The organism is Roseovarius mucosus (genome assembly GCF_002080415.1).
GTDB classification, from domain to species: domain Bacteria; phylum Pseudomonadota; class Alphaproteobacteria; order Rhodobacterales; family Rhodobacteraceae; genus Roseovarius; species Roseovarius mucosus_A.
This window is the reverse complement of the sequence record NZ_CP020474.1, coordinates 911477-935066: the sequence shown is the minus strand read 5'-3', so window position 1 is coordinate 935066 and position 23590 is coordinate 911477. Positions and strand designations below refer to the sequence as shown.

General features: G+C 62.6%; 21 protein-coding genes. 19 read left to right on the top strand and 2 right to left on the bottom strand.

The window, feature by feature from the left end; translation table 11 throughout:
• The first annotated feature begins 42 nt into the window (after positions 1 to 42).
• The 5 genes from ROSMUCSMR3_RS04530 (at position 43) to lpdA (ending at position 8063) form a co-directional block, all read left to right on the top strand.
• Positions 43 to 3447, top strand: coding sequence for a DUF3971 domain-containing protein (locus ROSMUCSMR3_RS04530; RefSeq protein ID WP_081506588.1), 3405 nt, complete (start codon positions 43 to 45; stop codon positions 3445 to 3447).
• Positions 3444 to 4532: a tRNA preQ1(34) S-adenosylmethionine ribosyltransferase-isomerase QueA gene (queA, locus tag ROSMUCSMR3_RS04525; RefSeq protein ID WP_008280401.1), complete on the top strand. Its 1089-nt coding sequence runs from the start codon at positions 3444 to 3446 to the stop codon at positions 4530 to 4532. The genes ROSMUCSMR3_RS04530 and queA overlap by 4 nt, the downstream gene beginning before the upstream one ends.
• Positions 4533 to 4598: 66 nt before the next feature.
• On the top strand, positions 4599 to 5852 hold the full coding sequence (locus ROSMUCSMR3_RS04520) for an MFS transporter (protein ID WP_008280400.1): 1254 nt from the start codon (positions 4599 to 4601) through the stop codon (positions 5850 to 5852).
• A gap of 102 nt (positions 5853 to 5954) precedes the next feature.
• Complete coding sequence (locus ROSMUCSMR3_RS04515) at positions 5955 to 6533, top strand: DUF924 family protein (protein ID WP_008280399.1); 579 nt, start codon at positions 5955 to 5957, stop codon at positions 6531 to 6533.
• Between the two features lie 135 nt (positions 6534 to 6668).
• Complete coding sequence (lpdA, locus tag ROSMUCSMR3_RS04510) at positions 6669 to 8063, top strand: dihydrolipoyl dehydrogenase (RefSeq protein WP_081506587.1); 1395 nt, start codon at positions 6669 to 6671, stop codon at positions 8061 to 8063.
• Between the two features lie 24 nt (positions 8064 to 8087).
• On the opposite strand, the gene crtC is transcribed toward lpdA, so the two are convergent.
• Together crtC and crtD are read right to left on the bottom strand one after the other, a co-directional pair.
• Entirely contained in the window at positions 8088 to 8969 is an 882-nt protein-coding gene (crtC, locus tag ROSMUCSMR3_RS04505) for a carotenoid 1,2-hydratase (RefSeq protein ID WP_037297518.1), read from the bottom strand.
• Complete coding sequence (gene crtD, locus ROSMUCSMR3_RS04500; RefSeq protein WP_081506586.1) at positions 8966 to 10516, bottom strand: 1-hydroxycarotenoid 3,4-desaturase CrtD; 1551 nt, start codon at positions 10514 to 10516, stop codon at positions 8966 to 8968. Before crtD ends, crtC begins: the two co-directional genes overlap by 4 nt.
• Positions 10517 to 10609: 93 nt before the next feature.
• On the opposite strand from crtD, the gene ROSMUCSMR3_RS04495 reads away from it, so the two are divergent.
• The 14 genes from ROSMUCSMR3_RS04495 to dxs all read left to right on the top strand — a co-directional run bounded on the left by ROSMUCSMR3_RS04495 (position 10610) and on the right by dxs (position 23588).
• Positions 10610 to 11479 (top strand): polyprenyl synthetase family protein, encoded by an 870-nt coding sequence (locus ROSMUCSMR3_RS04495; protein WP_081506585.1) that lies wholly within the window; start codon positions 10610 to 10612, stop codon positions 11477 to 11479.
• A gap of 1 nt (position 11480) precedes the next feature.
• Positions 11481 to 12614 (top strand): methyltransferase, encoded by a 1134-nt coding sequence (locus ROSMUCSMR3_RS04490; protein WP_081506584.1) that lies wholly within the window; start codon positions 11481 to 11483, stop codon positions 12612 to 12614.
• 114 nt (positions 12615 to 12728) lie between these two features.
• Complete coding sequence (gene bchC, locus ROSMUCSMR3_RS04485) at positions 12729 to 13670, top strand: chlorophyll synthesis pathway protein BchC (protein WP_081508549.1); 942 nt, start codon at positions 12729 to 12731, stop codon at positions 13668 to 13670.
• Positions 13667 to 14671 (top strand): chlorophyllide a reductase iron protein subunit X, encoded by a 1005-nt coding sequence (locus ROSMUCSMR3_RS04480; RefSeq protein ID WP_008280392.1) that lies wholly within the window; start codon positions 13667 to 13669, stop codon positions 14669 to 14671. Before bchC ends, ROSMUCSMR3_RS04480 begins: the two co-directional genes overlap by 4 nt.
• Positions 14658 to 14822, top strand: coding sequence for a hypothetical protein (locus ROSMUCSMR3_RS21070; RefSeq protein ID WP_157132400.1), 165 nt, complete (start codon positions 14658 to 14660; stop codon positions 14820 to 14822). The genes ROSMUCSMR3_RS04480 and ROSMUCSMR3_RS21070 overlap by 14 nt, the downstream gene beginning before the upstream one ends.
• Entirely contained in the window at positions 14819 to 16369 is a 1551-nt protein-coding gene (gene bchY / locus ROSMUCSMR3_RS04475; protein WP_081506583.1) for a chlorophyllide a reductase subunit Y, read from the top strand. Before ROSMUCSMR3_RS21070 ends, bchY begins: the two co-directional genes overlap by 4 nt.
• The gene (gene bchZ / locus ROSMUCSMR3_RS04470) at positions 16369 to 17844 is read left to right on the top strand and encodes a chlorophyllide a reductase subunit Z (protein ID WP_008280389.1); all 1476 of its coding nucleotides are present in this window, start codon (positions 16369 to 16371) and stop codon (positions 17842 to 17844) included. Before bchY ends, bchZ begins: the two co-directional genes overlap by 1 nt.
• 4 nt (positions 17845 to 17848) lie before the next feature.
• Positions 17849 to 18076 (top strand): cytochrome PufQ, encoded by a 228-nt coding sequence (gene pufQ, locus ROSMUCSMR3_RS04465; protein WP_008280387.1) that lies wholly within the window; start codon positions 17849 to 17851, stop codon positions 18074 to 18076.
• Positions 18077 to 18200: 124 nt separating this feature from the next.
• Positions 18201 to 18350, top strand: coding sequence for a light-harvesting antenna LH1, beta subunit (gene pufB, locus ROSMUCSMR3_RS04460; RefSeq protein ID WP_008280386.1), 150 nt, complete (start codon positions 18201 to 18203; stop codon positions 18348 to 18350).
• 15 nt (positions 18351 to 18365) lie between these two features.
• Positions 18366 to 18527: a light-harvesting antenna LH1, alpha subunit gene (gene pufA / locus ROSMUCSMR3_RS04455; protein ID WP_008280385.1), complete on the top strand. Its 162-nt coding sequence runs from the start codon at positions 18366 to 18368 to the stop codon at positions 18525 to 18527.
• A gap of 113 nt (positions 18528 to 18640) precedes the next feature.
• Positions 18641 to 19480: a photosynthetic reaction center subunit L gene (pufL, locus tag ROSMUCSMR3_RS04450; protein WP_008280384.1), complete on the top strand. Its 840-nt coding sequence runs from the start codon at positions 18641 to 18643 to the stop codon at positions 19478 to 19480.
• Positions 19481 to 19483: 3 nt separating this feature from the next.
• Positions 19484 to 20473, top strand: a complete 990-nt coding sequence (gene pufM, locus ROSMUCSMR3_RS04445; protein ID WP_008280383.1) for a photosynthetic reaction center subunit M — start codon at positions 19484 to 19486, stop codon at positions 20471 to 20473.
• Between the two features lie 3 nt (positions 20474 to 20476).
• The gene (gene pufC / locus ROSMUCSMR3_RS04440; protein ID WP_008280382.1) at positions 20477 to 21571 is read left to right on the top strand and encodes a photosynthetic reaction center cytochrome PufC; all 1095 of its coding nucleotides are present in this window, start codon (positions 20477 to 20479) and stop codon (positions 21569 to 21571) included.
• Between the two features lie 88 nt (positions 21572 to 21659).
• Positions 21660 to 23588 (top strand): 1-deoxy-D-xylulose-5-phosphate synthase, encoded by a 1929-nt coding sequence (gene dxs / locus ROSMUCSMR3_RS04435; RefSeq protein WP_037297510.1) that lies wholly within the window; start codon positions 21660 to 21662, stop codon positions 23586 to 23588.
• The last annotated feature ends 2 nt before the right edge of the window (positions 23589 to 23590 follow it).

The following is a 23590-nucleotide window of genomic DNA, read 5'->3' as shown; positions in this document are numbered from 1 at the left end:
ACGAGGCAGAAGAGAGGCGCAAGACGCGCCCGAACGGATAGGATGAGCACGCAGCCGACACAAGAGCAGGGCGCGGCGGAAACGTCAGAGCCTGTCGCAAACCCGACCGCGCGCCCCCGCACGCGGCGTCAGGGTCGGCGTGCGCTGCGGCATGTGATGCAGTTTTTCTTTTCCTGCGCGGTGCTGGTTGTGGTGCTGGGCCTTGGTGTGGCGATGAGCATTGGCGCAAGCCTGCGCGCGCCCGGTTGGTTGCAGGAACGCATCGCCACGCGGATTGATGCAAGTGTGCCGGGGTATGCCCTTCGTTTTGGCGAGATGTCTTTGGTGGTGGGTGAGGATCTGGTGCCGCGTGTGGCGCTGCGCGATGTGGTGCTGGCCAATCTGGACGGGGTGCCGCTGGTCACGCTGGGATCGCTTGCGGTCACGGTGGCGCCCGCGCCGCTTTTGCGCGGCGAGGTGCAGCCCAAGGCGGTGCATCTGTCGGGGGCGCGTTTGGGGCTGCGGCGGATGGCGTCGGGCGAGTTCGCGATCATGTTCGAGGGCACGGGGCAGAACGGGACATTCAATGAGCAGATGGATGCGCTCTTTGCCCGACCACAACTGGATGCGCTGTCCCGAGTGACGGCGGATAACCTGACGCTGCGCTATGAGGATGCGCGCGCGGGCCGCGCCTGGAGTGCGGATGGCGGGCGGTTGGAGTTGACGCGCGCAGGCGATGATCTGACCTTGCGGGGCGATGTGGCGCTTTTGGGGGCGCGCGATTATGCGACAACGCTGGCGGTGAACTACACGGGCCGGATTGGCAGCAAGGTAGCCGAGTTTGGCGCTACTTTTGAGGATATGCCGGCAGGTGATATTGCCGGACAGTCGCCGGCGCTGGCGTGGCTGGGGGCGTTGCAAGCGCCGATTTCCGGGGCGCTGCGGGCGGAGGTGGACGCCGAGGGGCGGCTGGGCCCGCTCAACGCCACGTTGCAGATTGGGGCCGGTGTGCTTCAGCCTACAGCCGCCACGGCCCCGATCAAGTTTCGCTCGGCGCGCAGCTATTTCACCTATGATCCCATGGTGCAGGAAATCCGGTTTACCGAATTGTCGGTCGATAGCGCCTGGGGGCAGGCGCGGGCCGAGGGCACGGCGCGGCTGGTGGGGATGGAGGCCGGGTGGCCGCGCGAATTGCAGGCACAGATCCGGGTGAGCGATGTGGTCGCGGACCCCGCCGATCTTTATCCCGAACCGATCCGGTTCGAAGAGGCGCAAGTGGCGCTGCGATTGCGGCTTGATCCATTCGTGCTGACCCTAGGCGCGTTGACCCTGAGCGATCAGGGTCAGTATCTGCGGGCGCGTGGCGAAGCGCGGGGCAGCGAGGCGGGGTGGGATATCTCGTTTGAGGGGGAAATGGACGGGCTGGCCCCAGAACGTCTGATGGCGCTCTGGCCACGTGCGGCGCTGGCCAATACCCGTAACTGGATTGATCAGAACGTGAAGACGGCGGATCTGCGAGATATCCAACTGGCCTTGCAGTTGCGGCCAAACCATCGGCCCGAATTCTACATTGGGTTTGATTTCGCGGATCTGGAGACGGTCTATATCCGTGACGTGCCGGCCCTTTCCGGGGCCTCTGGGCGGGCGTCGCTTTATGACCATCGCTTTGTCATTCATGCCGAGCGCGGGCATGTCGAGGCGGAAGAGGGCGGGTTCCTGAATGTTGCGGGGACCAGTTTCATCATCCCGGATGTGCGCATCAAGGAAAGCCCGGCTGAGGTTATGCTGCAAAGCCGAAGCACGATCACGGCGGCGCTGTCGCTGCTTGATTCGCCGCCCTTCCGGTTTTTGCAAAAGGCCGGGCAGCCGGTGACGGTCGCCGAGGGGCAAGCCGAGTTGGGGGGGCAGTTGGTGTTCCTCTTGAAAAAGCAACTGACGGCGGAAGAGGTGGCCTTTGATGTGACCGGCACATTGAGTGCGGTGCAAAGTGACACGCTGCTCAAGGGGCGGCGGCTTGCGGCGGAGACGCTGGAGATCGAGGCGAGTAACACAGGTTTGGAGATTGGCGGCGCGGCGCAGGTTGGCGACGTGCCGGTGCGGGGCAGTTGGAACATCGCGATTGGTGGCAACCCGCAAGGCGAAAGCCGCGTGCGCGGGCAGATCGAGCTGTCGCAGCGGTTTCTGGAGGAGTTCAAGATCGGGCTGCCGCCGGGCAGTGTGACGGGGGCCGGGCTGGGGGTGATGGAAATCGGCTTTGCCAAGGGACAGGCGCCGGAGTTTGCGCTGAGTTCCGATCTGGCGGGTGTCGGTTTGCGGTTGCCGCAACTGGATTGGGCATTGGGAGAAGCGCAGCTTGGGCGGCTGGATGTGACGGGCCGTCTGGGTTCTGTGCCCGAGATCACGGCGCTGGGCCTGAGCGGTGCCGGGTTAGAGGCGCGCGGGCGGGTGAGCCTGAACGCAGGCGGTGGGCTGGACCGGGCCGAGTTCAGCCGGGTCACGCTGGGCGGATGGCTTGATGCGCCGGTGGCGCTGGTCGGGCGTGGGGTGGGCGTCGCACCGCGTATCGAGGTGACGGGCGGAACGGTTGATCTGCGGCAGACATCGCTGGGCGGTGCGGGCACTGGCACGCGTGACGGCGGCGGCGGCGATGGGGTGCCGATTGCCTTGCGGTTGGAGCGGTTGCAAATCTCGGAAGGGTTGGCGTTGACCAGGTTTAGCGCCGATCTGGATACCACGGGCGGCGCGAGTGGGAGCTTTACGGGGCTTTTGAACGATATCGCGCCAATCAGCGGGCAGGTGGTGCCGGTGGGGGGGCGCAGTGCCTTTCGGATCAGATCTGACGATGCCGGTGGCGTTCTCAAGGCGGCGGGGTTGTTGCGGCAAGCGCGCGAGGGGGCGCTGGAACTGGTGCTGACGCCCGCGCCGGAACCCGGGAGCTATGACGGGGTATTGGGCATTGATCAGGTTCGTATAAAGGAAGCCCCGGCGCTGGCGGCGCTGCTGAATACGGTCAGTGTGGTTGGGCTTTTGGAGCAGTTCTATGGGCAGGGGCTGCATTTTGGTCGGGTCGATGCGCGGTTTCGGCTGACGCCGGAGCGGCTGATCCTGTTGGAGGGCAGTGCGGTGGGGGCCTCGGTCGGAATTTCGATGGATGGCTATTATGGTCTGGCCGAGAAGCAGATGGATATGCAAGGCGTGGTCTCGCCCGTCTATCTGCTCAATGGCATCGGAGAGGCCTTTACCCGGCCCGGTGAGGGGCTTATCGGGATGAACTATACGCTCAAGGGGCCATCTTCGGACCCGGCGGTGTCGGTCAATCCGTTGTCGGCGCTTGCGCCGGGATTCCTGCGCGAGATGTTCCGGCGGCCTGCGCCCACGGTGGGCACGGGGCGGGCAGCCACCTCGGGTCAGGTCGAAAAGCCGCAAGAGCGCGAGGCGCAGGACATTCACCGAAGACAGGACAGATGAAGCTATCGGATTTTGATTTTGACCTGCCGGAGGCGCTGATTGCCACGCGCCCCGCAAGGCCCCGACGTGCGGCGCGGTTGCTGGTGGCCGAGGGTGAGGGGATCACCGATGCGGGGGTGGCTGATCTGGGGCGCTGGCTGCGGCCCGGTGATCGGTTGGTCCTGAATGACACGCGGGTGATCCCGGCGCGGCTGTCGGGTTTGCGCCATCGCTCTGGCGCGCAGGGGGACACGGCGGCGAAGATCGAGGTCACGCTGCTGGAGCCGGGGGCGGATGGAAGCTGGGGTGCGCTGATCAAGCCGTTGAAAAAGGTGAGCGAGGGCGAGGAAATCGTGTTTTCCGAGCGGCTCTCGGCGGTGCTTTTGGCCAAGGAAGAGGGGCAGGGGCGGCTGCGATTCAACCTTGTGGGCGACGATTTCGATGCGGCGCTGGCAGAGGCGGGGGCAATGCCGCTGCCGCCCTATATCGCCGCGCGCCGACCTGCGGATGAACAGGACAAGGTGGATTATCAGACTGTTTGGGCGCGGGCACCGGGGGCGGTGGCGGCACCGACGGCCTCGTTGCACTTTGATGAGGCGCTGCTTGCGGAACTGGCGGCGCTGGGCGTGGGGTTTAGCCATGTCACGCTGCATGTGGGGGCGGGGACGTTTTTGCCGGTCAAGGTCGAGGATGTTACCACCCACCGGATGCATGCCGAATGGGGCGAAGTCAGTGCCAAGGCTGCCGCCGAGATGGCCGCAACGCGCGCGGCGGGCGGGCGCATCATTCCGGTGGGCACCACCGCGCTGCGATTGATCGAGACGGCGGCGCGGGCCACTGGCGAAATCGCGGCCTGGTCAGGGGATACGGATATTTTCATCTATCCCGGTTTTGAGTTCCGCGTTGCCGATGCCTTGATGACCAATTTTCACCTGCCGAAATCGACATTGATGATGCTGGTGTCCGCGCTGATGGGGCAGGATACGATCCGGCGGATCTATGCCCATGCGGTGGCGGCGCGCTATCGCTTTTTCTCTTATGGGGATGCGTCGCTATTGATCCCTGCGGCAAAGGCTGACAGGCGGGGCGCGCAAGGGACAGAGTAAGTCGTCTTTGGGGTGCCGCACAGTCGTGCATCTGTTAGGCTGGTCCCGAAGAATAAGGAGAGCGCGATGTTTCAGGTGCTGTCGGGGGCGTGGGCCCTCTTGCTGGGCATGATGTTGTTGCAGGTTGGCAATGGCATGCAGGGCACGCTTCTGGGGGTTCGGGGCGCTCTTGAAGGGTTTTCGACCTACGAGATGTCGGTGGTCATGTCGTCTTATTTCGTGGGCTTTCTGTTTGGGTCGCGGATGGCGCCGGATATGATCCGCCGGGTCGGGCATGTGCGGGTCTTTGCGGCCCTTGGCTCGATGATTTCGGCGGTTCTGATCCTTTATCCGACGATTACAGAGCCTTGGGCCTGGTCGATTGGGCGGGTGTTGATCGGATTCTGCTTTTCTGGCGTTTATGTGACCGCCGAAAGCTGGCTGAACAATTCCGCAACCAATGCCACGCGCGGCAAGGCGCTGTCGCTCTATATGATCGTGCAGATGATCGGCATCGTGTCGGCGCAGGGGTTGATGGTGCTGGCGGACCCGTCGGGCTATGTTCTGTTCGTCATCCCGTCGGTTCTGGTGTCGCTGGCCTTTGCGCCCATTCTGCTGTCGGTCAGCCCGACACCTGCGTTTGGCACGACCAAGCCGCTCTCGCTCAGGCAGATCATGAAAATCTCGCCTCTGGGCTGTGTCGGGATGCTGCTGACCGGGGGGGTCTTTGCGGCGCAATTCGGGATGGCGGCGGTCTATGGTGCCGAAGCGGGGCTGAGCGTGGGGCAAATCTCGGCCTTTGTCGCGTCGTTTTACGTGGCTGCGGTGGTGGCTCAATATCCGCTTGGGTGGCTGTCTGACCGGATGGACCGGCGCAAGCTGATTGCTGCGGTATCGCTGGGCACGGGTATCGGCGCGGTGGTCGGTATGCTGCTGGGGGACAATTTCTGGTTTCTGATGCTGGCGGCCTTTATCGTGGGGGGCACGTCGAACCCGCTTTATTCGCTGCTGATTGCCTACACCAACGACTTTCTCGCGCATGAGGATATGGCGGCGGCGGCCGGTGGCATGGTGTTCATCAACGGCTTGGGGGCGATTGCTGGACCGCTGATGGTTGGCTGGATGATGGGGGTGATGGGGCCGGGGGGCTATTTTCTATATATCGCGATACTGATGTTTGCGATGGTGGCCTATGCCATCTATCGGATGACGCAGCGCAAAGCCCCGACGGTGCGCGAAACCGACCGGTATATGCCGGTTTCGCCGTCTTCTTCGCCGATGGCGGTAGAATTTGCGCAAGAATATGCCATTGAGAGCGCGCAAGAGGCGAAAGAGGATTGAAATCGGGAAATTATATCCTTTCTGTAGCATTATGTTACTGTGGAACGGGCTAAAATCCCGTTACCGTCTTAAAAACGTCATAGGATATTGAGGAGTCCCCCTATGGTCACACCCGACGACGTGCTGCGGTTCTGGCTTGATGAGGTCGGACCGGCGGGGTGGTACAAGACATCCGAGGCGCTGGATGCCGAAGTGCGGGAGCGGTTTTTGGCGGCATGGGAGAATGCCCGAGAGGGGGCGTGCGGTCTTTGGCTGACCTATCCCAATGGCATGCTGGCCTATGTGATCCTGACCGATCAGTTTCCGCGCAATATGTTCCGGGATGACGCGCGGGCCTTTGCCACCGACCAACAGGCGCTGGCGGCGGGCAAGGCGGCCATCAACCGCGGATGGGATATGCGGGTCGACGAACCGGCGCGGCAGTTCTTTTACCTGCCGCTTATGCATTCCGAAAACCTCTGTGATCAGGAACGCTGTGTGCGCCTGATGTGCGAGCGTATGCCCGAGCACGGGGCCGAGAACCTGACGCATGCGCGGGCGCATCGCGAGGTGATCCGGCAATTTGGTCGTTTTCCCTATCGCAATGCCGCGTTGGCGCGGCCATCCACGGCGTCTGAACGGGCGTTCGAGTCTGAGGGTGGCTATGGCGGCACCCTGCGGCGGATCATGCAGGCGGCGTGATCTGCCCTTTTACTGTGTTCCGAATTGTTGGAAAAACGCGCGTGGCGATTGTTTGTTCAATCGGTCAATCATGTCGCGTTGCGATTTGGTGTAAAATAGTTTAATGGCAAACTAAATTTGGAAACGGAGGGCCACATGGCGTCGACTACCTATGATATGATTGTAATCGGGGCGGGTCCGGGCGGCTATGTGGCCGCAATCCGGGGCGCGCAACTGGGCCTCAAGGTGGCGATTGTCGAGCGCGAGCATATGGGCGGCATTTGCCTGAACTGGGGCTGTATCCCGACCAAGGCGATGCTGCGTTCGTCCGAGGTGTTTCACCTGATGCACCGCGCCAAGGAGTTTGGCCTTAAGGCCGAGGGGATCGGCTATGATCTTGATGCGGTGGTCAAACGCTCGCGGGGGGTGGCCAAGCAGCTGAGCGGCGGCGTCGCGCATCTGATGAAGAAGAACAAGGTCACGGTGGTGATGGGGGCTGCGAGTTTGCCCGCAAAAGGCAAGGTCAGCGTCAAGACCGAGAAGGGCGTCGAAGAGCTGGAGGCCAAGCATATCATTCTGGCCACTGGCGCGCGGGCCCGTGAATTGCCGGGGCTAGAGGCCGACGGTGATCTGGTATGGACCTATAAGCACGCGCTGGTGCCATCCCGCATGCCCAAAAAGCTTTTGGTGATTGGGTCGGGGGCCATCGGGATCGAGTTTGCCAGTTTCTACAATACCTTGGGTGCTGATACGACCGTGGTCGAGGTGATGGACCGTATTCTGCCGGTGGAGGATGCCGAGATTTCTGCTTTCGCCAAAAAGGCGTTTACCAAGCAAAAGATGAAGATCATGGAAAAGGCCATGGTCAAGCAATTGGATCGGGGCAAGGGCACCGTGACCGCGCATATCGAGATGGGCGGCAAGGTTGAAAAACACGAATTTGACACGGTGATTTCCGCTGTGGGCATTGTCGGCAATGTCGAGGGGCTGGGCCTAGAGGCTTTGGGCGTCAAGATTGACCGCACCCATGTGGTGACGGATGAGTATTGCCGCACCGGGGTAGACGGCCTGTATGCCATCGGCGATATCGCGGACGCGCCGTGGCTGGCGCACAAGGCCAGCCATGAGGGCGTTATGGTCGCCGAATTGATCGCAGGCGGGCATCCGCATCCGGTCAAGCCCGAGAGCATCGCGGGCTGCACCTATTGCCATCCGCAGGTGGCGAGCGTTGGCCTGACGGAAGCCAAGGCCAAGGAAAAGGGCTATGCTGTCAAAGTGGGCCGTTTCCCGTTCATCGGCAATGGCAAGGCGATTGCGCTGGGCGAGCCGGAGGGCATGATCAAGACGGTGTTCGATGCCAAGACGGGCGAGCTTTTGGGCGCGCATATGGTGGGTGCCGAGGTGACGGAATTGATCCAAGGCTATGTGGTGGGCCGTCAGTTGGAGACCACCGAAGAAGACCTGATGAACACGGTCTTCCCGCATCCCACGCTGAGCGAGATGATGCATGAAAGTGTGCTCGATGCCTATGATCGGGTGATCCACATCTAAAGCAGTAACGCTGACGCGCCCGGATCAGGGCGCGTCGTTGAAATGCCACCGCGCACGGCGGGGCACGCGCACCGCGAGCATGGGCTTGAGCAGGCCCATGCGAAAGCGGGTAAGGTCGAGCGCCTCATGCACGCCCACGGTTTCTTCGCCATCGAGCTGAGTTTTGACCGCTGAGCGGCTGTAAAACGGCGCGTCGAGCATCGGTTTCACCTGATGTGGCTGATACCCGGCATCGGCGCGGGTATCGCGCGCCACCTGCCAGAGACTGCGGCGCATCTTGGCTTTGGGCGGCAGGGGGATGGTCTGTGCTTGCCCGTCTGCATCGAAATGCACCGCCGCAGCGAGCGATGAGCCATCCATCCGCACCGCGTCATAAAAGCAGGTTGAGCCGCCCCGCACCGGGTAGCGCCCCCATGTCCAATATCTGAAATCCTGTTCCAGCGCGCGGGTGCCGAAATTGGCATCGAAATAGCCATGGCCCGTCCATTGCCAACCGGGCGCGTCGAGATCGACCTCGATCGTCGAAGTGGGGCCAAAGGGCCGCCAGATATGGGTGCCCTCGGGGGTGAGCGGGAGTTCCACTTGTGTGAGCGCCGTTGGGGTCACGGTGATGCGCCCGCGCACGCGCGAAATGAGAGGGGGCGAGGAGATTTCATTGATCTCGATGATCAGGCGGCCATCTTCCCAGCGCATCGAGGAAGGGCCAACGGTCAGGCAATCGCGGCTCTGGCGCAGGGCCGATGTGCCCCGGTCGGTCATGGTAAAGCGGCCACCGGGGCCGTAGGTGGCGACGTTGATGCAGACGTGATTGGCCGGGTTGCGGCGGCCTGACCATGCATACCACGGCGAGAACACCGAACCGATGAAGGCAATCACGCTGACGGCGCGCCCGCCATCATCGCTCAGGCCGTCGATATACCACCAGGCGTAGCCGTTTGAGGGCACGTCGAGGTCAAAGTTCGGTCGCTCAAGATCGCCTCTGCCGCGTGCCGGGCGGAGAGCGTGGCCATCGGCACCCCCGCCCCCGGATGGGCCCCGCCCCCCGCGAGGTAGAGCCCCCGGATCGGTGTGCGCGCCGTGGGCCGTTTCAGGCCCGCCGTCATGCCGTGCGGGCTCTGCCCGTAGAGCGATCCGAGAGAGGCGGGAAACATCCGGTCGAAGCGCGCCGGTGTCGTCAGCGCTCCCTCGCCCGGCAAGGGACTGAAGCGCAGGCCAAAACCCGCGAGGGTCTGAAAGGTCCGGGTGTGACATGAGGCGAAATCCTCGGCTGTTTGGGTGAGGCCATCGAGTGGTGGCGCGTTGAGAATGATCTCGAACCGCTCGCGGTGGGGCGGGTGTTCCGAGAGGCCACGATCCTGTGCGCAGATATAGATCGTAGGGTCGCGCGGGCAGCGCCCGGCGTTCAGATCATCGAATTCGCTGCGGGCATCCGTGGCGAAGAACACGTTGTGATGTGCCAGATCAAGGCCCGAGGGCGTGGCGGCAAAGGCCCAGACCTGCGCCGACAGGCTGCGCGGCAGTTTCAGCGTTTGGGACGCAACCGAGGTTGTGGCGGGCCCAAGAGCACCAAGGGCAAGGGCGCGCGGATCGCCGTTGAACACGATGTAATCCGCCGCAAGCCGCGTGCCATCGCCAAGGGTAACACCGCGGACCTGTGCGCCCTCGGTCTCGATCCGCGCGACATGAGCGCCGTAGTGAAAATCTGCGCCATGGGCGCGGGCCAGCGCCTCGAGGCTTTGCGCAAGGCGGTGCATGCCGCCCCGCACCACCCAAACGCCAGCGGCCTCGGCCTGCCAGATGAGCGACAGCAGGGCGGGGGATTGGTAGGGCGAGCCGCCGACATAGGTGGCATAGCGGCCAAAGAGCTGTCTCAGGCGGGGATCATCGAACTGGCGCGCAAGGCTTTGTGCCAGGGTTGAGAGCGGGGACATGGCGTGAAGCAGGGCCGGTTGCCGGGCGACAGTTGCCGCAAGGGCCAGTGCAGAGGGTGATGCCGCCTGCATCATCGGTGCGTCGAAGGCGAAAAAGAGGCGACGGGCACGGGCGCAAAACTGTGTGAACTGCCGGGCGGCTTTGTTGCCCGCGAAATCATGGATCGCGGCGCGGCTGCAGGCTTCGTCGGCGAAAAGGTCTAGGCGGCTGCCATCAGGCCAGAAATGCCGGGCGAGGACGTCTTGGCGTACGAGGTCAATGTGATCCTCAAGACGCGCGCCGACACTTGCAAAGAGCGCGTCGAACACCGCCCGCATCGTCAGAACGGTGGGTCCGGCATCGACGGGCCCCGCATCCGAGGGCAGGGCACGCATTTTGCCGCCGGGGCCTGCGTGGCGTTCCAGCACGGTGACGGCAAGCCCCGCATGCGCAAGGCGCAGTGCCGCAGCCAGCCCCGCGATCCCGGCGCCGACAATCACAACCCTGTCGCGCGTTTTCAGAGGGGGCGTGTCTGATTTCATAACGCGATTGTTGACTCGCGCGAGCAATGTGTCCAGTATGATTTACACATGGTGTGTCAGAATAATGATACATCCCTCGAAAAAGGAGCGGCCATGCCCATTGAGACCCGCATTGAAGCGGCCATAGCGCAGGCGATTGCGCGGGGGCAGGCGGGGCAGACCCCGGCCCGATTGGCGGATGCCCTCGATTATTCCACCAGCCCCGGCGGCGCGCGCATACGTCCGACGATTCTCATGTCTGTGGCGCTGGCCTGCGGCGATGATCGCCCTGAATTGAGCGATGCCGCCGCTGCCGCGCTGGAAATCATGCATTGTGCAAGCCTTGTGCATGACGATTTGCCCTGTTTCGATGATGCCGATTTGCGGCGCGGCAAGCCTTCGGTGCATCGCGCCTATTCCGAACCGCTGGCGGTGCTGGCGGGTGATGCGCTTATCATCATGTCGTTTGAAATTCTTGCCCGAGTGGCAGAGTGCGATGCGGCACGTGCCAATGCGCTGATTCTGGCACTGGCGCGGCGCAGTGGCATGCCAAACGGCATTTGTGCCGGGCAGGGCTGGGAGAGTGAGCCGACCGTTGATCTCGAGGCCTATCACCGTTCCAAGACCGGCGCGCTCTTTATTGCCGCCACGCAGATGGGGGCCATCGCGGCGGGGCACGAGCCCGAGCCGTGGTATGAGCTGGGCGCGCGCATTGGCGCCGCGTTTCAGGTGGCGGATGATCTGCGTGACGCGCTTTTGGATGCCGAAACCTTGGGCAAGCCGGTGGGGCAGGATGATCTGCACGGGCGGCCCAATGCCGTATCGGAATTGGGTGTGGCCGGGGCTGTGACGCGGCTCAAGGATATTCTGGCAGGGGCGATTTCGTCGATTCCGTCCTGTCCCGGCGAGGCGCGGCTGGCCAAGATGGTGCAGATGCAGGCCGAGCGCATTATCTCGGTGCTGCCTGCGCGCATGCGGGCCTGACATGACCGTGGCGGGCGATTTGCCCGAGCGCCGAGAGCGGCGGCGCGGTGGTTGGGTGACACGGCTGATCGCCAATCCGCGCTTTCAGCAGTGGGCCAGCGGCTTTCCCCTGACGCGTGGCATTGCGCGGCGCGACGGGGCCGAGATTTTCGATATTGTTCAAGGATTCGTGCAATCGCAGGTGCTCTCAGCGATCGTTGAGCTGGATCTATTGCATCATCTGGCCGACGGGCCGGAGGCACCAACTGTCCTTGCTCGACGGGCCGGCATGGCCGAAGACCGCATGGCGATTCTGCTTCAGGCGGGGGCAGCTTTGGGGCTTTTCAAGCGGCGGCGCGACGGGCGTTTTGCGTTGGCTCGCAAGGGCGCGGCGATTCTCGGGGTGCCGGGGCTGGAGGCGATGATTCGTCACCACAGCGCCTTTTACGCCGATATGGCCGATCCTGTGGCGCTGTTGCGCGGGCAGGGCGACACGGAATTGGCGCGGTTCTGGCCCTATGTGTTTGGCGCAGCGGCCGAGATGGAGCCAGAGGTCGCGCGGCGCTATTCCGATCTTATGGCGCAGTCTCAGGGGCTTGTGGCGCAGGATGTGCTGCGGATGGTGCCCTTTCGCGAGAGCAGGCATCTGCTGGATATTGGTGGCGGGAGCGGGGCGTTTCTGGCTGCGGTTGCCGCCCGCTATCCCGATCTGCGGCTCAGTCTTTTTGATCTGCCAGAGGTTATTCCTGCGGCGCAGGGGCGATTGACACAGGCTGGTCTAACTGGGCGGTTGACACTTTTTCCAGGCTCTTTTCGCAGTGATCCGTTGCCTGAGGGGGCTGATACCATCTCGCTCATCCGGGTTCTTTATGACCATGACGACGCCACGGTGACGGCGCTTTTGGCCAAGGTGCATGCTGCCTTGCCCCCCGGTGGGCGGCTGATTGTGGCAGAACCGATGGCCGGTGGTGCCAGCCCCGAGCGGGCGGGTGACGTCTATTTTGCCTTTTATACCATGGCGATGGGCACTGGGCGCGCGCGCTCTGCGGCGCGTATTGCCGAGCTGTGCCGCGCGGCGGGGTTTGCGGACATTCGCATCCCGCGCAGCCCGCGCCCCTTCGTCACCAGTGCTCTGAGCTGTGTAAAGAACGGCTGACGAAAATAATTCTGACAGTGTAAAGAAGAGTTGACACTTTGGCCTGTCCCGTTACACTTACAGGCAAGGGGAATCCAAAATCTGACAGTGTCAGACAACGGACAGGAGGCCACCATCGAAACCCGCGCCGTTCATCTCAGAGGACCAGAAGACCTCTCGGTTGATAGCCTGACGCTCAAAGCGCCGGGGGCCGGAGATCTGGTGGTTGACGTGACCCATTCGGGCATTTCCACCGGCACGGAAAAACTGTTCTGGTCCGGTCAGATGCCGCCGTTTCCCGGTATGGGCTATCCGCTGGTGCCCGGTTACGAGGCCGCCGGTGAGGTGGTCGAGGCCGCGCCCGGCACCGGTTATAAGCCCGGCGATCATGTGTTCGTGCCCGGTGCTGATTGCTACGAGGGGGCCTTTGGTCTCTTTGGTGGTGCCTCTGCGCGGCTTGTGACCAAGGCGTCGCGGGTGTGCCGAATCGATGCGGGTTTCGGGGCCGAGGGCGCGCTTTTGGCGCTGGCGGCGACGGCGCGGCATGCGATGGCAGGGCTGGACAAGGCAGTGCCGGACCTCATCGTTGGGCACGGCGTTCTGGGGCGCTTGTTGGCGCGGTTGACCATTGCGGCGGGCGCACCTGCGCCGACCGTCTGGGAAACGCAGGCGGGGCGCAGCAGCGGGGCGCAAGGGTATTCGGTGATCCATCCCGATACGGACACGCGCCGCGACTACCGCGCGATTTACGATGCCTCGGGCGATCCCGCGATCCTGAATACGCTGATCGGGCGTCTGGCCAAGGGTGGCGAGGTGGTGCTGGCGGGGTTCTATCCCCAGGCGCTCAGCTTTGCCTTTCCCATGGCGTTCATGAAGGAAGCGCGGCTGCGCGTGGCGGCGGAATGGGTCCATGACGACCTGACCGCGACCCGCGCGCTCGTCGAATCGGGTGTGCTTAGCCTGAGTGGGCTGATCACACATCAGGCATCGGCAAATGCCGCGCCGCAGGCCTATCGGACCGCGTTCAGCGATCCCGATTGCCTGAAAATGATACTCAACTGGAAGGACGCGGCATGAAGGACGAAGTACCGAATCTCAAGGATTTCGACCAGCGGCTGCGCGACGAGGCGCATGAAGAGCCCACCCTCGAAATTCCGCAAGGCGAACCCAAGTCCAAGACGCAGATCATCGCGATCTATGGCAAGGGCGGCATCGGCAAATCCTTTACGCTGGCCAATCTGAGCCACATGATGGCCGAGATGGGCAAGCGCGTGTTGCTGATCGGGTGCGATCCGAAATCCGATACCACCAGCCTGCTTTTTGGCGGCAAAGCGTGCCCCACGATCATCGAGACCTCGACCCGCAAGAATCTGGCAGGCGAGCCGGTCAAGATCGGCGATGTTTGTTTCAAGCGCGGCGGCGTGTTCGCGATGGAATTGGGCGGACCAGAAGTGGGCCGGGGCTGTGGCGGACGCGGGATCATTCACGGGTTTGAGCTTCTCGAAAAGCTCGGATTCCATGACTGGGATTTCGACTATGTCTTGTTGGATTTCCTTGGAGACGTGGTGTGTGGCGGGTTCGGTTTGCCGATTGCGCGGGACATGGCGCAAAAGGTCATTCTGGTGGCGTCAAACGATCTGCAGTCACTTTATGTGGCGAACAATGTCTGCTCGGCGGTGGAATACTTCCGCAAATTGGGTGGCAATGTCGGTGTGGCGGGTTTGGTCATCAACAAGGATGACCACTCTGGCGAGGCACAAGCCTTTGCCAAATCGGTGAATATCCCGGTGCTGGCCGCGATCCCGCAGGATGACGATCTGCGCAAGAAATCCGCGAATTATCAGATCGTTGGCACGGCGGCGAGCCAGTGGGGCGATCTATTTGCCGAGCTGGCCGATGCGGTCTCTGTTGCGCCGCCGGTGCGACCCAATCCGCTGGATCAGGACGGGCTTTTGGCGCTGTTCGACAGCAAGGACACGGGCGGCGACTATGTGCTGGAACCGGCGACAGATGAGGATATGCGCGGCAAATACGCAGCGCCCAAAGCCTCTTTGGAGGTGGTTTATGACGATGCGTGAGGAACCCCGCCGCGAGACATTGGCCGAGGTGCAGCGCCTTTTGGCGCGCGCGCGCCCCGATCAATTGCGCCGCCTCTTGGCCGATATTCAGGCCGTCCAGCAGATGACCAACCGGGATGAGCACGCATCCCCCCAAAGGCGGGTGTCATGAGCGATGAAGTCACATATGACGGGGCCGCAGAGGCCCGCGTGATCACCGGCACTGCCGTTGAGACCGCGCCTGACCTGGCGGGCGGCTGCCATTCCGGGGCAGAGATGGAAAAGGCTGCGCGTCTGGCGGGGCAATCGGAATTGCTGGATCAATATGCCCGCGATTATCCCAAAGGGCCGCATGACCAGCCGCAGAGCATGTGCCCGGCCTTTGGCAGCTTGCGCGTGGGCCTGCGGATGAAGCGGGTGGCGACGGTGCTGTCTGGCTCGGCCTGCTGCGTCTATGGTCTGACTTTCGTGTCGCATTTCTACGGCGCGCGCCGCTCGGTGGGCTATGTGCCGTTCAATTCCGAGACACTTGTCACGGGCAAGCTATTCGAAGACATCCGCGAGAGCGTGCATGAAATGGCTGATCCAGAGCGGTTCGATGCCATTGTCGTGACCAACCTCTGTGTGCCGACGGCAAGCGGCGTGCCGCTGCGCCTTTTGCCCAGTGAAATCAACGGTGTGCGGATTGTGGGCATTGATGTGCCCGGGTTCGGTATCCCGACCCATGCCGAGGCCAAGGATGTGTTGGCGGGGGCGATGCTGAACTACGCCCGCAAAGAAGTGATGGCGGGGCCGGTTGCGGCCCCTGCGGGTGGCAAGTCTGATCGCCCGACCGTGACATTGCTGGGCGAGATGTTTCCGGCGGACCCGATGATGATCGGCGCGATGCTGGCGCCCATGGGCCTTGCCGCCGGGCCGGTCGTGCCCTGCCGCGAATGGCGCGAGCTTTATGCCGCGCTGGATTGCGGCGCGGTGGCGGCGATCCATCCGTTCTATACCGCTGCAATCCGCGAATTCGAGGCCGCAGGCCGCCCCATCGTGGGCTCGGCCCCGGTGGGCCATGATGGCACCGCCGCGTGGTTGGCGGGTATTGGCGATGCCTTTGGTCTCTCGTCAGAGAAGGTTGCGGCGGCGCAGAACGCCTTTTTGCCCGCGATCAAAGGGGCTCTGGCCAATGCGCCGATCAAGGGCACGATCACCCTTTCGGGTTATGAAGGCAGCGAATTGCTGGTGGCGCGGTTGTTGATCGAAAGCGGAGCGCATGTGCCTTATGTCGGCACGGCCTGCCCCAAAACACCGTGGTCGGCGGCGGATGCCGAATGGCTGGTGTCCAAGGGCGTCAAGGTCAAATTCCGCGCCTCGCTGGAAGATGACTGCGCGGCGATGGAAGCGGTTCAGCCTGATTTGGCGATTGGCACAACGCCCGTTGTGCAAAAGGCCAAGGCCAAGGGCATCCCGTCGCTTTATTTCACCAACCTCATTTCTGCGCGGCCCTTGATGGGCCCGGCGGGGGCGGGAAGCCTGGCCGAGGTGGTCAATGCGGCCATGGGCAACAAGGCCCGTATGGACAGCATGCGCGATTTCTTTGCCGGGGTGGGCGAAGGCGACACCGCCGGTATCTGGGAAGGCAGCCCAAATCTGCGCCCCGATTTCCGCGCGCAGCATCAGAAAAAGCTCGATAAGCAGGCGCGTGCCGCCAAAGCGCAGGAGATGATCTGATGCTTATTCAGGATCATGATCGCGCGGGCGGGTATTGGGGGGCGGTCTATGCCTTCTGCGCCGTCAAGGGATTGCAGGTGGTGATCGACGGCCCCGTGGGCTGCGAGAACCTGCCGGTGACCTCTGTGCTGCATTACACCGACGCGCTGCCGCCGCATGAGTTGCCCATCGTGGTGACGGGCTTGGGCGAAGGCGAGATGGGGGCTGGCACCGAAGAGGCGATGAAGCGCGCCTGGGGCACGCTTGATCCAGCGCTGCCTGCGGTGGTTGTGACCGGCTCGATCGCCGAGATGATCGGCGGCGGTGTGACGCCGCAAGGCACGAATATTCAACGCTTTTTGCCGCGCACCATTGACGAGGATCAATGGCAGTCGGCGGATCGGGCGATGACGTGGATTTTCACCGAATTCGGCATGACCAAGGGGCGGATGCCCCCCGAAAAGCCGCGTGAGGAGGGGGCCGCCCCCCGCGTCAATATCCTTGGGCCGATGTATGGCACGTTCAACATGCCGTCGGACCTGCACGAAATCCGGCGTCTGGTCGAGGGGATCGGGGCCGAGGTGAATATGGTGATGCCCTTGGGCGCGCATCTGGCCGAGATGCGCAATCTGGTCAACGCCGACGTCAATGTCGTTATGTATCGCGAGTTTGGCCGGGGTTTGGCCGAGGTTCTGGGCAAGCCCTATCTGCAAGCGCCCATTGGCGTAGAGAGCACGACGCTGTTCCTGCGCAAGCTGGGCGAGATGCTGGGGCTTGACCCGGAACCATTCATCGAACGTGAGAAACATTCGACGCTAAAGCCGGTCTGGGATCTGTGGCGCTCTGTGACGCAGGATTTCTTTGCCACCGCGAATTTCGGGATCGTTGCGAACGAGACCTATGCCCGCGGTATCCGGCTTTACCTTGAGGGCGATCTTGGCCTGCCCTGCGCCTTTGCGGTGGCGCGCTGTGCGGGCAAGAAGACCAACAACGAGGAAGTGCGCAGTCTGGTTCATACCAAGCGGCCGCTTATCCTGATGGGGTCGATCAACGAAAAGATCTATCTGGCCGAGACGCGCGCCGGATTTGGCCCGCAGCCGGTTTTCCTGCCCATGAGCTTTCCGGGGGCGGCCATCCGGCGCGCCACAGGGACGCCAGTGATGGGCTATGCCGGAGCAACGTGGCTTTTGCAGGAAGTGTGCAACGGGCTTTTTGATGCGCTCTTTCACATCCTGCCGTTGGCCACCGAAATGGATGCTGTGCAGGCGACGCCCACACCGCTGCGCCGGGATTTCCCATGGGATGCCGATGCCGCCCGCGAGTTGGAGCGGATCGTGGCCGAACATCCGGTACTGACGCGGATTTCCGCGGCCAAGACATTGCGCGATGCCGCCGAAGACGCGGCGTTGCGGCAGGGCGACGAACGGGTCGTGTTGCAAACCGTTCAAGCGATTTCCCCCCGTATGACCGGGGTTCCAGTTCGAGAGGAGGACTGAGACGATGACTGACATGACATCAAACCCGCCCCGAGTGCGCAGCCGTCAGGCGCGCCGCCGTGGTCTGGAGTTTCAGCTCTATTTTGCTCTGATTTTTGCGTTGGCGCTGCCCTTCGCCACTCTGCGCTGGATGCGCGAAGTGGTGCAGTATCGCACGCTTGATCTGCGCGGACCCTTGGCGCGTGCCTGGGCCGAGGCGGATCGCACAACGCCACTGATTTTCTCGGCCTGATAGGCCGAGATCACGAGCTGCCTGCTCCATGATGGGGCGGACAGAACCCTGCGGGGCCATGCAGGCCCCGAAGGACCCGGTCGCGGGGCACGCGACGTCAGCATAACGTTCCGGAGGAAAGTTCATGGCTGATAAATCTGACCTGTCGTTCACAGGTCTCACCGACGAGCAGGCCCAGGAGCTGCATTCTGTGTACATGAGTGGCCTTTGGCTGTTCACGGCACTTGCAGTGGTTGCACACATTGCAACCTTCATCTGGTTCCCGTGGTTTTAAGGATAGGGGATAGACATGGCAAAGTTCTACAAGATCTGGCTCATTTTCGACCCCCGCCGCGTTTTCGTGGCGCAGGGCGCGTTCCTGTTCCTTCTGGCCGCGATGATCCATCTCGTGCTGCTCAGCACCGACGGTTTCAACTGGTTTGAAATCGCCGCTGCCAAGTATGGTCAGTGATTTCACTGTCCCAATGATCGCTGCGGGCGGGGCCAACGCCGCCCGCGGCTACCTAACGAAACGAAACGGCTGAGCGGGCACCCGCGACGGCCGGACAACGCGGGGACCACGAGATGGCTTTGCTCAGTTTTGAAAGAAAGTACCGTGTCCGCGGAGGAACGCTGATTGGCGGCGATCTGTTCGATTTTTGGGTCGGGCCCTTCTATGTCGGCTTCTTCGGGGTCACGACCGCATTTTTCGCAGCCCTTGGCACGATCCTGATTTTCTGGGGAGCGTCGCAACAGGGGACGTTCAACCCATGGCTCATCAACATCGCGCCACCTGACCTGAGCTACGGTCTTGGTCTGGCACCGCTGATGGAGGGAGGGTTGTGGCAAATCATCACCTTCTGCGCCACCGGGGCCTTTATCAGCTGGGCGCTGCGCGAGGTGGAAATCTGTCGCAAACTGGGGATGGGCTATCATGTGCCCTTTGCCTTTAGTTTCGCGATCCTGGCCTATGTGACGCTGGTGATCTTTCGCCCGCTTCTGATGGGGGCCTGGGGGCACGGGTTTCCATATGGGATCTTCAGTCACCTCGATTGGGTCTCGAATACCGGATATGCCTATCTGCACTTCCACTACAATCCGGCGCATATGCTGGCGGTGACGCTGTTCTTTACCACCACCTTTGCTCTGGCGCTGCATGGCGGCCTGATCCTGTCGGCGGCCAACCCCGAGAAGGGCGAAGAGATGAAGACGCCCGATCACGAGGACACCTTCTTTCGCGACTTCATTGGCTATTCTGTCGGCACGCTGGGCATCCACCGCGTTGGCTTTCTTCTGGCGATCAATGCGGTCTTCTTTTCGGCGGTCTGTATCATCATTTCCGGCCCGGTCTGGACCAAAGGCTGGCCCGAGTGGTGGAACTGGTGGCTCGACCTGCCGATCTGGCCCTCTCAGGTAGGGATGTGAACCATGATTGAATATCAGAACATTTTCACCCAAGTTCAGGTGCAGGGCACGCCCGAGATGGGCATGGACGACACCGGCGGGCGGCTGACGGCCGAACGCGCCGGCAAGCCCTTCTTCTCGACCCTCGTCGGTTGGCTTGGCAACGCGCAGATCGGGCCGATCAACCTCGGCATGCTGGGTGTGGTCAGCCTGATCAGCGGCTTCATGTGGTTCTTTATCGTCGGCCTCAATATGCTGGCGCAGGTGGGCTGGTCTTTGCCCGAGTTTCTGCGCCAACTCTTCTGGCTGGCGCTGGAGCCGCCGGGGCCGGAGCATGGGCTGTCGATGCCGCCGCTCAATGATGGCGGTTGGTATATCATCAGCTCGTTCTTTCTGCTGGTGGCGGTCTGTGCCTGGTGGTTGCGCACCTATCAACTGGCCGCAAGCCACAAGATGGGCAAACATGTCGCCTGGGCCTTTGCCTCTGCCATCTGGCTCTTTCTGGTGCTGGGCCTCTTCCGGCCGATCCTGATGGGGTCGTGGTCCGAGGCGGTGCCTTACGGTATCTTCCCGCACCTTGACTGGACCACGGCGTTCTCGATCCGCTACGGCAACCTCTACTACAACCCGTTCCACTGTCTCTCGATCGTGTTCCTCTATGGCTCGGTGCTGCTCTTTGCGATGCACGGGGCGACCATTCTGGCTGTGACCCGCTTTGGTGGCGACCGGGAGTTGGAACAGATCGTTGATCGCGGCACGGCGTCTGAGCGCGCCGCCCTCTTCTGGCGCTGGACCATGGGGTTCAACGCGACGATGGAGGGGATTCACCGCTGGGCCTGGTGGTTTGCGGTTCTCACCCCGATCACGGGTGGTATCGGCATCCTGCTGACCGGCACGGTCGTGGACAACTGGTTCATCTGGGCACAAGAGCACAACTTTGCGCCGATGTACGACGGGTCTTATGGCTACGAGGCTTATGGCTCTTACGAGGCCTTTATCGGAAAAGGAGAGTAAGCCATGTTTCCCAAATGGTTTGACAAATGGAACCGTGACAATCCGACCAATATCTTTGGTCCGGCGGTGGCCATCGGCACAGTGGGCGGCGCGGTCTTTGTGGCAGCTCTCTTGGTGACATGGGGCCAGCCCTATGCCACCGAGAGTATGCAGACCGGCCCACGCGGCACGGGCATGTCGGTGCCCGAGTTCAAGGTGGATCTGGCCAAGCCCGATCCCTCGATCGAGAGCTTCCTTGCCTCAACCTCGGCACCCGTTGTGCCACAAGGGGGCGAGCAGACCGCCGGTGAGGCCCGTGAAAACGTGCCGCCGGGGTTGGAAAACCTCACGGTTGAGAACTATGATCGCTTGCTGACCGCGATGCGTGTCTGGACCGGAATTCCCGATCTTTTCGAGAGCCCGGACAATTACCAGACCTCTGTGGGCCATGTCATGATCGGCATGACCCAGAACCTCAACGAGGAATGGTCCGGTCACGTCAACGCCAACAAGGAGGTGGGTGTGACCTGTTACACCTGCCACCGTGGTCAGCCGGTGCCCTCGGACATCTGGTACAAGATCAGCCCGGTGAATGAGGCCGTCGAGGGTTGGTCGGCCAATCAGAACCGGGTGACCGTGCAGTCGCAATACACCTCGTTGCCCTCGGACGCGCTGGAGAAATACCTGCTCGATGGCGAGAGCATCAAGGTGCATGATCTTGAATCCCGTGTGGCGGGTGTGCCGGGCACGGATGATTATCCGGGTATCCAGCAGGCCGAGCGGACCTATTCGCTGATGAATTATGTCAGCAATTCGCTTGGGGTGAACTGTGTGTTCTGCCACAATTCCCGCGCCTTCTATGACGGGGCGCAGGTCACGCCGCAGTGGGGCACGGAAATCCTGGGGATCGAAATGGTGTTGGAGTTGAACAACACCTATCTCGTGCCGCTTGAGGGTCTCTTGCCCGAAAACCGGCTGGGACCTGTCTATGCTGACGCGCCCAAGGCCGCCTGCAAGACCTGTCACAAGGGATATCAGCAGCCTCTGCAAGGCACCAATGTGATCGGCGACTGGCCCGAGCTTGCCACGACAAGCGGCGAGCCGGATTACAGCAACTGACACTGCACGGGGGCGCTATGATGCGCCCCCGTTGCCCTTTGCCGCCCCTCGCGCGGGTGGCATCAGCGCCACCGGGGAGGAGGCCGCCATGACCCACACCAGACCCAACACACCGCTTCTGGACCGTATCGCCGGGCCATCGGATTTGCGCCAGATGCCGGACCGGCAATTGGCCGCCCTTGCCGATGAATTGCGCGCCGAGGTGATTTCCGCCGTGTCGGAAACCGGCGGGCATCTGGGATCATCTCTGGGCGTGGTCGAATTGACAGTGGCCATTCATGCGGTGTTCAGCACGCCGATGGACAAGCTGATCTGGGACGTGGGCCATCAATGCTATCCCCACAAGATTTTGACCGGCCGCCGCGACCGTATCCGCACGCTGCGGCAAAAGGATGGGTTGTCGGGGTTCACCAAGCGCAGCGAGTCGATCTACGATCCGTTTGGCGCGGCGCATTCCTCGACCTCGATCAGTGCCGCGCTTGGCTTTGCTGTCGGGCGCGACATGGGGCAGGCGACGGGCGATGCGATTGCCGTGATTGGTGACGGATCAATCAGCGCCGGCATGGCCTATGAGGCGCTCAACAACGCTGGGGCCGAGGGCCGGCGGTTGTTTGTCATTCTCAACGACAACGAAATGAGTATCGCGCCGCCGGTTGGGGCGATGTCGTCCTATCTCAGCCGTATGTATGCCAGCGAGCCTCTGGCGCGTATGGCGTCTCTCGCCGAAGGGTTCGAGGCGGCGCTGCCGACGCCGTTGCGGGAAAGCGCCAAGCGCGCGCGGCAATTGGTGACGGGGCTCACGGGCTCTGGCACGCTGTTTGAAGAGCTGGGATTTCAATATGTCGGGCCGATTGATGGCCATGACATGGGGCAGCTTCTCTCGGTGCTGCGCGCAGCGCGCACGCGGGCGACGGGGCCGGTTCTGATCCATGTCTGCACCGTCAAGGGTAAGGGCTATGCCCCGGCCGAGGGGGCGGCGGACAAGGGCCACGGCGTGTCGAAATTCGACCCGGCCACCGGCGCTCAGGCGAAATCGAAACCCGGTGCGCCGTCCTACACGGGCGTATTCGGACAAGCGCTGGTCGATGAAGCGGCGCGCGATGATCGCATCGTTGCCGTGACCGCCGCGATGCCTGATGGCACCGGCCTGACCAAAATGGCCGAGCGGTTTCCGGCGCGGGTGTTCGATGTGGGCATTGCCGAGCAACACGCTGTGACCTTTGCCGCCGGGATGGCGGCAAGCGGATTGAAGCCGTTTTGCACGATCTACTCTACCTTCCTGCAACGCGCCTATGATCAGGTTGTGCATGATGTGGCCCTGCAAGGGCTGCCGGTGCGGTTTGCCATTGACCGCGCGGGGCTGGTGGGGGCCGATGGTGCCACCCATGCGGGCGCGTTCGACATCGGGTATCTGGGCAATCTGCCGGGCATGACCCTGATGGCGGCGGCCGATGAGGCGGAACTGGTCCATATGGTCGCCACTGCTGCCGCGCATGATGCAGGGCCGATTGCCTTTCGCTATCCGCGTGGATCCGGCACGGGCGTTGCGCTGCCAGAACGGGGCAAGCCGCTGGCCATTGGCAAGGGCCGCGTGATCGAGGAGGGCACCGATGTGGCGATCCTCAGCTTTGGCGCGCATCTTTTTGAATGTCAGGTCGCGGCCGATATGGTGGCGGATGACGGGATTACCGTGACCGTGGCCGATGCCCGCTTTGCCAAACCGCTCGACACAGACCTCTTGATGCAGCTGGTTGGCCATCACCGCGCGCTGATCACGGTGGAGCAGGGGGCGATGGGGGGCTTTGGCAGCATGGTTCTGCACGAGTTGGCGCGGCGTGGCGCGTTTGACAAGGGGCTGATCCTGCGCACGCTTTGCTTGCCGGATCGGTTCATAGATCAGGCGGACCCTGCGGATATGTATGCCGATGCGGGCCTGTCGGCCACGGATATCGCCCATTCGATCCGGGCCGCTGTGGCAGGGCGGGCCGAAGTGGTGCCATTGCGGCAGGTGCGCTGAAT